This window comes from Aquibacillus sediminis (assembly GCF_005870085.1).
Taxonomy (GTDB): Bacteria; Bacillota; Bacilli; order Bacillales; family Amphibacillaceae; genus Aquibacillus_E; species Aquibacillus_E sediminis.
The window spans coordinates 20,347-31,853 of record NZ_SZNM01000022.1; the positions used below are offsets into that span (position 1 = coordinate 20,347).

Below are 11,507 nucleotides of genomic sequence, written 5' to 3' on the forward strand. Positions count from 1 at the left end.
CTAATTTTACTTATCTAATGCTTCACCTGATTTTTTAGCGATACGAACTTTCTTTCCGTCACGTACTTCATATCCAACACGAGTTGGTTCGCCAGACTTAGGATCAATTGGTAATACATTAGAAACATGAATTGGTGCTTCTTGATTAAGAATCCCACCTTGTGGGTTTTCTTGTGAAGGTTTAGCGTGTTTTTTAACAACATTCACACCTTCAACAAGAACACGTTCTTTCTTAGGATAAGCTTCAAGAATTTCTCCTTGTTTGCCTTTATCTTTACCAGTGATCACCTGTACTTTATCACCTTTTTTTACATGCATGCTCAACGCACCTCCTTACAAGGCTTTTCATTACTTGCCATTATAGTACTTCTGGAGCTAGAGATACGATTTTCATAAACTTCGCATCACGTAATTCACGTGCAACAGGTCCAAAGATACGAGTTCCTCGTGGACTTTTATCATCACGTACAATTACAGCTGCATTTTCATCGAATCGAATATATGAACCGTCTTTTCTTCTTACTCCGCTTTTAGAACGTACGATAACCGCTCTAACAACTTCACCTTTTTTGACAACGCCACCTGGTGTTGCCTGTTTTACCGTACAGACGATTACATCGCCAATGTTAGCTGTTTTACGTCCTGAGCCGCCAAGAACTTTAATCGCAAGAACTTCACGAGCACCAGAGTTATCTGCAACTTTTAAACGAGATTCTTGTTGAATCATACCGCTGTTACCTCCCTTCGGAATCCTTCCGAGCGAACTTTATTAAATAATAACCGCTTCTTCTACAACTTCAACCAGACGGAATCGTTTGGTTGCTGAAAGTGGGCGAGTTTCCATAATTTTTACGATATCGCCAGTTTTAGCTTGGTTATTTTCATCATGTGTTTTGAATTTCTTAGAATACTTAACACGTTTGCCATAAAGTTTGTGGAATTTATAAGTTTCAACTAATACTGTGATTGTTTTATCCATCTTGTCAGATACAACACGTCCAGTATATACTTTACGATTATTACGTTCAGTCATTGAGGTTAACCTCCTCTCGTGTATACTAGTTATTTACGCTTAGCTCTCTTTCACGAACGACAGTTTTCATGCGCGCGATCGCTTTACGAACTTCACGAAGACGAGCTGTGTTTTCCAATTGACCTGTGGCTAATTGAAAACGTAAATTAAAAAGTTCTTCTTTTAAAGATTTGACTTTTTGTTCAATTTCGGCAGTGGTTAGTTCTCTAATTTCATTAGCCTTCATTGATTTCACCACCAATTTCTTCACGTTTTACAAACTTAGTTCTAACCGGTAGTTTGTGAGAAGCAAGACGTAATGCTTCACGTGCCACCTCTTCAGAAACTCCAGCAATTTCAAACATAATTTTTCCTGGTTTTACTACAGCTACCCATCCTTCAGGAGCACCTTTACCGGAACCCATACGAACTTCAAGAGGTTTTGCAGTGTACGGCTTATCAGGGAAAATTTTAATCCAAACTTTACCGCCACGTTTCATATAACGAGTCATCGCAATACGCGCTGCCTCAATTTGTCTACTTGTGATCCAAGATGCATCAACTGCTTGTAAACCATATTCACCAAAAGCGACTGATGTACCGCCTTTTGCACGGCCCTTCATTTTTCCACGATGTTGCTTACGATATTTTACACGTTTAGGCATTAACATAGAGCCCAGCCCCCTTCCTTACTGATTATTTTTTGTTGGAAGGACTTCTCCACGATAGATCCACACTTTTACACCGATTTTACCGTATGTTGTATCTGCTTCAGCAGTACCATAATCGATATCAGCACGTAAAGTGTGTAGTGGTACAGTTCCTTCACTATAGTGTTCTGCACGAGCCATATCTGCTCCACCTAGACGACCAGAAACCATTGTACGAATACCTTTAGCTCCTGCACGCATAGCGCGTTGGATCGTTTGCTTTTGTGCACGACGGAAAGAAACACGGTTTTCTAATTGACGTGCAATGTTTTCAGCTACTAATTTTGCATCAACGTCAGCCTTCTTCACTTCAACAATGTTGATATGAACTCTTTTGCCTGTTAGTGCATTAAGTGACTTACGTAGTGCTTCAACTTCTGATCCACCTTTACCAATTACCATTCCAGGTTTGGCAGTTGAAATAGATATATTTACACGGTTAGCAGCACGTTCGATTTCGATGCCTGAAACAGCTGCGTCCTTTAGTCTTTGTTCAATATATTCACGAACTTTTATATCTTCATGTAATAAGTCTGCATAGTCTTTACCAGCATACCATTTGGATTCCCAATCACGGATAACGCCGACACGAAGACCTACCGGATTAACTTTTTGACCCACTGATTATCCCTCCTTCTTTTCTGATACCACAACTGTAATGTGGCTCGTTCTTTTATTGATTTGGCTTGCACGTCCCATCGCACGAGGGCGGAAACGTTTCAAGGTAACTCCTTCATCTACATACGCTTCGGATACTACTAAGTTATCCGGGTTCATTTCATAGTTATGTTCTGCGTTCGCAACAGCAGAAAGTAATACTTTCTCAACAACTGGTGATGCACCACGTTGTGTGTGTTTTAAGATTGCAACTGCTTCTCCTACACTTTTTCCTCGGATTAAATCAATAACCAAACGAACTTTACGAGGAGCTATACGAACAGTTTTTGCAACAGCTTTAGCTTGCATCAAGAGTGCCTCCTCTCATTTAGCGTTTTGTTTTCTTATCATCGCCAGAATGCCCTTTGAAAGTGCGGGTTGGCGCGAATTCACCTAGTTTATGTCCTACCATGTCTTCAGTTACATAAACAGGTACGTGTTTACGTCCGTCATAAACTGCGATGGTATGTCCGACAAAATTAGGGAATATAGTAGAACGACGTGACCAAGTCTTCACAACTTGCTTCTTATTATCTTCGTTCAATTTTTCTACCTTTTTCATTAAATGGTCATCTGCGAAAGGTCCTTTTTTCAAACTGCGACCCATACATAAACCTCCCTTCGCGATTGACAGACGGGTTTTTTCCCGTCATGCAACCCCGTTATTTTTTACGTTTACGTACAATGTACTTATCTGATGGTTTATTACGCTGACGTGTCTTGTAACCAAGTGTTGGTTTGCCCCACGGAGACATTGGTGATTTACGTCCGATTGGTGCGCGTCCTTCACCACCACCGTGTGGGTGATCGTTAGGGTTCATTACAGAACCACGAACAGTTGGGCGCTTACCTTGCCAACGAGAACGTCCAGCTTTACCAACGCTGATAAGTTCGTGTTCTAAGTTACCTACTTGACCTACTGTAGCACGGCAAGTACCTAACACTAGTCGAACTTCACCAGAAGATAAGCGAACTAGTACATATTTGTCTTCACGACCTAGGATTTGTGCTTGTGAACCAGCTGAACGAGCTAGTTGACCGCCACGTCCTGGTTTAAGTTCAATGTTATGAACGATTGTACCTACAGGAATGTTTTTAAGTGGTAATGCATTTCCTAGTTTGATATCTGCTTCTTCACCAGAAATAATTTCAGTACCTACTTTAAGACCTTTTGGTGCTAGAATGTAGCGTTTTTCACCATCTACATAGTTAATTAGTGCAATGTTTGCAGTACGGTTTGGATCGTACTCAATAGTAGCAACGCGTCCTGGTATTCCATCTTTATCACGTTTGAAGTCAATGATACGATACTGACGCTTATGACCGCCACCTTGATGACGAACTGTTAATCTCCCTTTGTTGTTACGACCACCACGTTTGTGTAATGGACTTAGTAGGGATTTTTCAGGTTGATCAGTAGTGATTTCAGCAAAATCTGACCCTGACATACCACGTCGACCATTTGAAGTTGGTTTATACTTCTTAATCGCCATCTTTATTTCCCTCCTTCTCAGTTAAATTTTTATACACCTTCAAAGAATTCAAGTTCTTTACTATCTTCTGAAAGTTGAACAATGGCTTTTTTGCGATCCGGGCGATATCCACCATATCTTCCCATACGCTTGTATTTACCTTTTTTATTAATTGTGTTCACTTGCTCCACTTTAACACCAAAGATTGATTCAACTGCATCTTTGATTTGGGTTTTGTTTGCTTTTGTGTCAACTTCGAATGTATACTTCTTCTCTGCCATTAAATCTGCAGAGTGTTCAGTAATGACAGGGCGCTTAATGATATCACGTACGTCTTTCATTATGCAAGCACCTCCCCTACTTTATCAGCTGCCTCTTTAGTCAAGATCAGCTTGTCATGCGTAAGCAAGTCAATTACATTAACTTCACTTACAGTCAAGGCTTTTACATTTTGCAAGTTGTTAGCTGAACGAGCTACAACTTCGTCATTTCCAGCTGTCACAATTAGTGCTTTCTCATTTACATTTAATGCTGAAAGAAGATTAACAACTTCTTTAGTTTTTGGAGCATCAAAAGCTAGAGAATCGAGAACAACTAAATTGTCTTCCTTAATTTTAGAAGAATAAGCTGATTTCAGAGCTAATCTACGAACCTTTTTAGGTAGTTTATAGCTATAACTTCTTGGTGTTGGACCGAAAACTGTTCCACCGCCAACCCATTGTGGGGAACGAATAGAACCTTGACGCGCACGTCCAGTTCCCTTTTGGCGCCATGGCTTACGTCCACCGCCACTTACTTTTGAGCGATTTTTTACAGCGTGTGTTCCTTGGCGTAAAGAAGCCTGCTGCATAACTACTGCATCATGTAGTACATGTGTGTTTGGTTCAATTCCGAAAACCGCATCGTTTAATTCTACATCGCCTACTTGCGATCCGCTTTGGTTATATAGTGCTACTTTAGGCATGACATATCCTCCCTTCAATTTGTGATTAGTTAGCCTTTACTGCACTCGTAATTTTAACGAATGATTTCTTTGCGCCAGGCACGTTACCTTTAACCAATAATAGGTTACGCTCTGGATCTACTTTTACGATTTCTAGGTTTTGCATTGTAACTTGCTCTCCACCCATTTGTCCAGGTAGATTTTTACCTTTAAAAACGCGCATAGGGTCAATGACACCCATTGCACCTGGTCCTCTATGGTAACGAGATCCGTGTGTCATAGGTCCACGAGATTGGTTGTGTCTCTTAATAGAACCTTGGAATCCTTTACCTTTAGAAGTACCTGTTACATCAACAACGTCTCCAGTTTGGAAAATCTCTACGCTAAGTTCTTGACCAACTTCATAGTCATCAAGATTCGCGTTACGGATTTCACGAATGAAGCGCTTAGGGGTTGTGTTTGCTTTGTCTGCATGACCTTTTTCTGGTTTGTTAACTCGATTTTCTTTTTGATCAGCAAAACCGATTTGTATTGCTTCATAACCGTCGTTTTCTTCTGTTTTCTTTTGAAGAACAACATTAGGATCAGCTTGAATAACAGTAACTGGTGTCAACTCTCCGTTTTCAGAGAAAAGTTGAGTCATGCCGATTTTACGTCCTAAGATTCCTTTCGTCATCCGTCACACCTCCTATTAATAATATCTTTTATAATTTAATTTCAATATCCACACCAGATGGTAAGTCTAAACGCATTAGCGAGTCTACTGTTTTAGGTGTAGGACTAACAATATCAATCAAACGTTTATGTGTACGCATTTCAAATTGTTCACGAGCATCTTTGTACTTGTGTACCGCACGCAATACTGTGTAAACAGATCTTTCTGTTGGCAATGGAATTGGCCCAGAAACACCTGCACCAGAACGCTTTGCAGTATCTACAATCTTTTCAGCAGACTGATCTAAAATACGGTGATCATACGCTTTTAAACGAATTCTAATTTTTTCATTTGCCATTACTTTCCCTCCTTTTCGCCCATTTTTTTAACAGACATTCTCCGCGAAAATTCCTTAACAACCCGCCATGGCAAAGGGGCCGGGTGTGTCAACAACCTTCCGCATCATCGCCTTATTTATGACCAACATTATTCATTATATCGAAAAATGTTGGTTAATGCAAGAGGATAGCGCATAAAGTTCAAAAGTTATGAAACTCTCCTTGCATAACGATCATATCAGTACATATACATGTACTAAACTGATTTAACTGTTTGAAGTCGTTACAACATCCTCACACTTTTTGTATTATACACGAGCACTACTATCGTTTCAAGTCTAATATGTATTTATCTAAATTTACCAATGTAATAATAATAATCTATTTTTCATAAATCTTCTCAATACTATTTTTTAATCGGATTGCTACCTACTCTACAACGTTGATCTTGTAGATATATTGACATCATAACAAAACGCATAAGTTAGATACTAAACCCCATTACCTTCTAAACGATAAAAAACAGGTAGTGAATGGATCACTACCTGTTTGCAATAAGTTTAATTATTGTTGGATTGAAGCAACAACGCCAGCGCCTACTGTACGGCCACCTTCACGGATAGAGAACTTAGTTCCTTCTTCAATCGCAATTGGAGAGATAAGTTCAACTGTCATTTCAACGTTGTCACCAGGCATTACCATTTCAACACCTTCTGGAAGGTTGATAACACCAGTTACGTCAGTTGTACGGAAGTAGAACTGTGGACGATAGTTGCCAAAGAATGGCGTGTGACGGCCACCTTCTTCTTTTGATAGTACATAAACTTCTGCTTTGAAATTAGTGTGTGGAGTAATAGAACCAGGCTTAGCCAGTACTTGTCCACGACCGATATCTTCACGTGCAACACCACGTAGTAGTGCACCAATGTTGTCACCAGCTTCAGCATAGTCTAGAAGCTTACGGAACATTTCAACACCAGTTACAGTAGTTTTTGCAGACTCTTCAGCAAGACCGATGATATCAACTTCGTCACCAACTTTTACAACACCACGTTCAACACGTCCTGTTGCAACAGTACCACGACCAGTGATTGAGAATACGTCCTCAACTGGCATCATGAATGGTTTTTCAGTGTCACGGTCAGGTCTTGGGATGTACTCATCAACAGCATCCATTAGTTCGAAGATTGCATTTACATACTCTTCGTCACCTTCAAGTGCTTTAAGAGCAGAACCTTTAATTACTGGTACGTCATCACCAGGGAAGTCGTACTCAGATAGTAGGTCACGTACTTCCATTTCAACTAGTTCAAGTAGCTCTTCATCGTCTACCATGTCACATTTGTTTAGGAATACTACGATCGCAGGTACACCAACCTGACGTGAAAGTAGGATGTGCTCACGAGTTTGTGGCATTGGACCATCTGCAGCAGATACTACAAGAATAGCTCCGTCCATTTGTGCTGCACCAGTGATCATGTTTTTAACGTAGTCAGCGTGACCTGGGCAGTCAACGTGTGCATAGTGTCGGTTGTCAGTTTCATACTCAACGTGTGCAGTTGAGATTGTGATTCCACGTTCTCTTTCTTCTGGCGCACCATCAATTTGGTCATATGCCATTGCTTCACCAGAGCCTGAACGGTTGTGTAGGCAAGTAGTGATTGCAGCTGTTAATGTAGTTTTACCGTGGTCAACGTGACCAATTGTACCAATATTTACGTGATCTTTGGAGCGATCAAATTTTTCTTTACCCATTTATAGTTCCTCCTTTAAGTAAGTAAAAGTATTTTTAAACTTGTTTTATGTTTAGCATAGAAATAATGTATTTCACCATTTCTATGCCTACAATACAATTTATACTTCACAATTGCAAAAAAATCAATTATTCTCCTGCATTTTTCTTAGCAATTTCTTCTGTAATGCTCTTTGGTGTTTCTTCATAATGGCTGAAGTGCATTGTATAAGTCCCGCGTCCTTGTGTGTTCGAACGTAGTGCAGTTGCGTAACCAAACATTTCAGAAAGTGGAACGAAGGCTTTAACAACTTGTGCTGGTCCACGTGCTTCCATGCCTTCTACGCGTCCACGACGGGATGTTACGTCACCCATGATGTCACCCATGTATTCTTCAGGAATAACAACTTCTACTTTCATCATTGGTTCAAGTAGAACTGGTTGACATTTATTTTTGGCAGCTTTAAGTGCCATTGATGCAGCTACTTTAAACGCCATTTCGTTGGAATCGACGTCATGGTAACTACCGTCAAATAATGTAGCTTTTACATCGATTAATGGATAACCCGCAACAACACCGGTTTCCATTGCTTCTTTAATACCAGCTTCAACAGATGGGATGTATTCACGTGGAACAGCACCACCAACGATTTTGTTTACGAACTCAAATCCAGCACCTTCGTCGTTAGGTTCAAATTTAACCCATACGTGACCGAATTGTCCACGACCACCGGATTGACGAACGAATTTACCTTCAACTTCCGCAGAACCACGGAACGTTTCACGGTAAGATACTTGAGGAGCACCTACATTTGCTTCTACTTTAAATTCACGTTTCAAACGGTCAACAATGATATCTAGGTGAAGCTCACCCATACCAGAGATAATCGTTTGTCCTGTTTCATTGTCTGTTTCAGCTTTGAATGTTGGGTCTTCCTCTGCTAATTTACCTAATGCAACAGACATTTTATCTTGGTCTGCTTTTGACTTAGGCTCAATCGCAACAGATATAACTGGCTCAGGGAATTCCATTGACTCAAGAATTACTAAACTCTTCTCATCACATAGTGTGTCACCAGTACCAGTATCTTTTAGACCTACTGCACCAGCAATATCCCCAGCATATACAGTAGAGATCTCTTCACGAGAGTTTGCGTGCATTTGCAGAATACGTCCTACACGTTCACGCTTATCTTTCGTAGAGTTCTTAATATAGGATCCTGAATTTAACGTCCCTGAATAGACACGGAAGAATGTCAATTTACCAACATAAGGGTCTGTTGCAACTTTAAATGCTAAAGCAGAGAATGGTTCTTTATCATCAGGTTTTCTGACAATCGCTTCTTCAGAACCTACTGCATGACCTTCAATTGGAGGTACATCTAAAGGTGATGGTAGGTAATCAAGCACACCATCAATTAATAGTTGCACACCTTTGTTTTTGAAAGCAGAACCACAGAATACAGGGTAGAATTCGACACCTAACGTTGCTTTACGAACAGCTACTTTTAGCTCCTCGTTTGAAATCTCTTCCCCTTCTAGGTATTTCATCATTAGATCTTCATCTAACTCAGAAACTGCTTCAAGTAGGCTTGTACGGTACTCTTCAGCTTGCTCCTTGTATTCATCAGGAATCGGTCTTGCTTCTGAACGAGTTCCTAAATCATCCAAGTAGAAATGTGCTTCCATATTAATCAGGTCGATAATTCCTTCGAAGTCATCCTCTGCACCAATAGGTAATTGTACAGGATGAGCATTCGCACCCAAACGGTCCGATAATGTTCCAACAGAATATAAGAAATCTGCTCCGACCTTATCCATTTTATTAACAAAAACAATACGTGGTACACCGTAAGTTGTTGCTTGGCGCCAAACTGTTTCAGTTTGTGGTTCAACACCAGACTGTGCGTCAAGCACTGCAACAGAACCATCAAGTACACGTAAGGAACGTTCAACCTCTACTGTGAAGTCAACGTGTCCCGGGGTATCAATGATGTTGATACGATGACCTTTCCATTGAGCAGTTGTTGCAGCAGATGTGATTGTAATACCACGCTCTTGCTCCTGCTCCATCCAGTCCATTTGAGAAGCACCTTCGTGTGTTTCTCCAATTTTATGGATACGTCCTGTATAGAAAAGAATACGCTCGGTAGCTGTTGTCTTACCAGCATCAATGTGTGCCATGATACCGATATTACGTGTCTTTTCCAAGGAGAACTCTCTAGGCATACGTATTTCTCCTTCCTGTTCGTAATATTAGATTGATAATTGTTGGTCTTTTGGTCTCCTTTGAACTAGTTCCCTATTACCTACATTTTCCTCACAAAGAATAGTCTTTGCAGGTTTGTAAAAAAATAAACGTATATCTCATATATGTAGGTTTGTTCGACGTTTCAATAGAAACGATCGAACAAAAATCAGCTATCAACAGGGGAAATATAGAAGATTAAAAGGCTTGGTTTGCCTATTTAGCAAACGTAGCCAATCTTCTCTTTTACTAGATAGAAACTTACCAACGATAGTGAGCAAATGCTTTGTTTGCTTCAGCCATTTTGTGCATGTCTTCTCGTTTCTTAACAGATGCACCAGTGTTGTTTGAAGCATCAAGAATTTCATTCGCAAGACGTTCTTCCATTGTTTTCTCACCGCGTAGACGAGAATAGTTTACAATGTATCGTAGTCCTAGTGCTTGACGACGTTCAGGGCGCACTTCAACTGGCACCTGGTAGTTTGAACCACCAACACGACGCGCACGTACTTCAAGAACTGGCATTACGTTTTTCATTGCCTGTTCAAATACTTCCATAGGGTCTTGACCACTACGTTCTTGAACTAGGTCGAATGCTTTATAAAGAATTTTTTGCGCTTTACCTCTCTTACCGTCCATCATGATTTGGTTGATTAAACGAGTTACAAGCTTTGAGTTGTGTAACGGATCTGGTAAGACATCACGCTTTGGTACTGGTCCTTTACGTGGCATATGTCTCCCCTCCTTCCTTTTTCGTTGATAGAATCAAATTATTTATTTCTTTTTAGGTCTTTTCGTTCCATATTTTGAACGACCTTGTGCACGACCTTCTACTCCAGCAGTGTCTAACGCTCCACGTACAATATGGTAACGAACACCAGGTAAGTCTTTAACACGTCCACCACGGATAAGCACAACACTGTGTTCTTGTAGGTTGTGGCCAATACCAGGAATGTACGCTGTTACCTCAATTCCATTTGTTAAACGAACACGTGCATATTTACGTAAAGCAGAGTTCGGTTTCTTTGGAGTAAGGGTACCAACACGTGTACAAACCCCGCGTTTTTGTGGTGAAGATTCGTTTGTTAAAGTCTTTTTGAAACTATTATAACCTTTGTTCAATGCCGGTGAGTCAGATTTTTTTCCTTTACTCACACGACCTTTTCGTACTAGTTGGTTAATAGTAGGCATTTGTTTTCCTCCTTTCCTCTGTTAACTATTTTGTCTTTCATGTAGTCTATTTTCTACTGAAAGTAACTAATAAATCCTGACTATCAATCAATTTAATCCTTTAGGAACAATTGATATGGATAGGTTTGTAATTCCACATATCCAGGTGGTTCATTACTGGGCAAAAAACAAAGCTTTCGCGAAAAGTTTAGTATTCGTTCTCGCCAAAACTTTTATTTTTTTATCGCAACTGTCGCTGTGCCTACATCTATTCCGCATGTTTTACCCAACTTCTTCATTGAGTCAACATGGTTACATGGAATGTTTAATTCCTCTGCTAGACGTGAGACTTTATTCGTTATATGCTGATCAGCATCATCAGCAATAACAACTTCAGTAACTTTGCCAGTTTTCATGGCTTTGATCGACTGTTTTGTGCCAATTATTAAGCCTGTGGTTGCTTGTGCTACTTTTTCATAAGACATTGATATCCTCCAAAGCAACAAGTAATAACGGAAGCACCTTGAATATAGTATCATTCAAATTTATGAATGTCAACTAGTATTTAAA

At 40.1% G+C, this 11,507-nt stretch carries 18 protein-coding genes; all 18 read right to left on the reverse strand.

Going from position 1 to position 11,507, the window contains the following annotated elements:
* Positions 1–6: 6 nt before the first annotated feature.
* Positions 7–318: a 50S ribosomal protein L24 gene (gene rplX, locus FCI53_RS16615; RefSeq protein WP_138420167.1), complete on the reverse strand. Its 312-nt coding sequence runs from the start codon at positions 316–318 to the stop codon at positions 7–9.
* A gap of 40 nt (positions 319–358) precedes the next feature.
* Positions 359–727 (reverse strand): 50S ribosomal protein L14, encoded by a 369-nt coding sequence (gene rplN, locus FCI53_RS16620; RefSeq protein ID WP_138420168.1) that lies wholly within the window; start codon positions 725–727, stop codon positions 359–361.
* Between the two features lie 42 nt (positions 728–769).
* Positions 770–1,033: a 30S ribosomal protein S17 gene (gene rpsQ, locus FCI53_RS16625; RefSeq protein ID WP_138420169.1), complete on the reverse strand. Its 264-nt coding sequence runs from the start codon at positions 1,031–1,033 to the stop codon at positions 770–772.
* A 25-nt stretch (positions 1,034–1,058) separates the two neighbouring features.
* Positions 1,059–1,259, reverse strand: coding sequence for a 50S ribosomal protein L29 (rpmC, locus tag FCI53_RS16630; RefSeq protein WP_138420170.1), 201 nt, complete (start codon positions 1,257–1,259; stop codon positions 1,059–1,061).
* Entirely contained in the window at positions 1,249–1,683 is a 435-nt protein-coding gene (gene rplP / locus FCI53_RS16635; protein ID WP_138420171.1) for a 50S ribosomal protein L16, read from the reverse strand. Before rplP ends, rpmC begins: the two co-directional genes overlap by 11 nt.
* 18 nt (positions 1,684–1,701) lie before the next feature.
* Entirely contained in the window at positions 1,702–2,343 is a 642-nt protein-coding gene (gene rpsC / locus FCI53_RS16640) for a 30S ribosomal protein S3 (protein WP_138420172.1), read from the reverse strand.
* 3 nt (positions 2,344–2,346) lie between these two features.
* Positions 2,347–2,688 (reverse strand): 50S ribosomal protein L22, encoded by a 342-nt coding sequence (gene rplV, locus FCI53_RS16645; RefSeq protein WP_138420173.1) that lies wholly within the window; start codon positions 2,686–2,688, stop codon positions 2,347–2,349.
* Between the two features lie 19 nt (positions 2,689–2,707).
* Positions 2,708–2,986: a 30S ribosomal protein S19 gene (gene rpsS / locus FCI53_RS16650; RefSeq protein ID WP_138420174.1), complete on the reverse strand. Its 279-nt coding sequence runs from the start codon at positions 2,984–2,986 to the stop codon at positions 2,708–2,710.
* 55 nt (positions 2,987–3,041) lie between these two features.
* Positions 3,042–3,872 carry a 50S ribosomal protein L2 gene (gene rplB, locus FCI53_RS16655; RefSeq protein WP_138420175.1) on the reverse strand — a complete coding sequence of 277 codons (831 nt, stop codon included), beginning with the start codon at positions 3,870–3,872 and terminating at the stop codon, positions 3,042–3,044.
* A 29-nt stretch (positions 3,873–3,901) separates the two neighbouring features.
* Positions 3,902–4,192: a 50S ribosomal protein L23 gene (gene rplW, locus FCI53_RS16660; RefSeq protein ID WP_138420176.1), complete on the reverse strand. Its 291-nt coding sequence runs from the start codon at positions 4,190–4,192 to the stop codon at positions 3,902–3,904.
* Positions 4,192–4,815 (reverse strand): 50S ribosomal protein L4, encoded by a 624-nt coding sequence (gene rplD / locus FCI53_RS16665; protein ID WP_138420177.1) that lies wholly within the window; start codon positions 4,813–4,815, stop codon positions 4,192–4,194. The genes rplW and rplD overlap by 1 nt, the downstream gene beginning before the upstream one ends.
* Before the next feature lie 25 nt (positions 4,816–4,840).
* Positions 4,841–5,470 (reverse strand): 50S ribosomal protein L3, encoded by a 630-nt coding sequence (gene rplC / locus FCI53_RS16670; protein WP_138420178.1) that lies wholly within the window; start codon positions 5,468–5,470, stop codon positions 4,841–4,843.
* A 28-nt stretch (positions 5,471–5,498) separates the two neighbouring features.
* Entirely contained in the window at positions 5,499–5,807 is a 309-nt protein-coding gene (rpsJ, locus tag FCI53_RS16675; protein ID WP_138420179.1) for a 30S ribosomal protein S10, read from the reverse strand.
* A 544-nt stretch (positions 5,808–6,351) separates the two neighbouring features.
* On the reverse strand, positions 6,352–7,542 hold the full coding sequence (gene tuf, locus FCI53_RS16680) for an elongation factor Tu (protein ID WP_138420180.1): 1,191 nt from the start codon (positions 7,540–7,542) through the stop codon (positions 6,352–6,354).
* 127 nt (positions 7,543–7,669) lie between these two features.
* Positions 7,670–9,748: an elongation factor G gene (gene fusA / locus FCI53_RS16685; protein ID WP_138420181.1), complete on the reverse strand. Its 2,079-nt coding sequence runs from the start codon at positions 9,746–9,748 to the stop codon at positions 7,670–7,672.
* 280 nt (positions 9,749–10,028) lie between these two features.
* On the reverse strand, positions 10,029–10,499 hold the full coding sequence (gene rpsG, locus FCI53_RS16690) for a 30S ribosomal protein S7 (RefSeq protein ID WP_138420182.1): 471 nt from the start codon (positions 10,497–10,499) through the stop codon (positions 10,029–10,031).
* A gap of 42 nt (positions 10,500–10,541) precedes the next feature.
* A complete protein-coding gene (gene rpsL / locus FCI53_RS16695; protein ID WP_138420183.1) occupies positions 10,542–10,958 on the reverse strand; it encodes a 30S ribosomal protein S12 in 417 nt (138 codons plus the stop codon).
* Between the two features lie 212 nt (positions 10,959–11,170).
* The gene (locus FCI53_RS16700) at positions 11,171–11,422 is read right to left on the reverse strand and encodes a 50S ribosomal protein L7ae-like protein (RefSeq protein WP_138420184.1); all 252 of its coding nucleotides are present in this window, start codon (positions 11,420–11,422) and stop codon (positions 11,171–11,173) included.
* Positions 11,423–11,507: the final 85 nt, after the last annotated feature.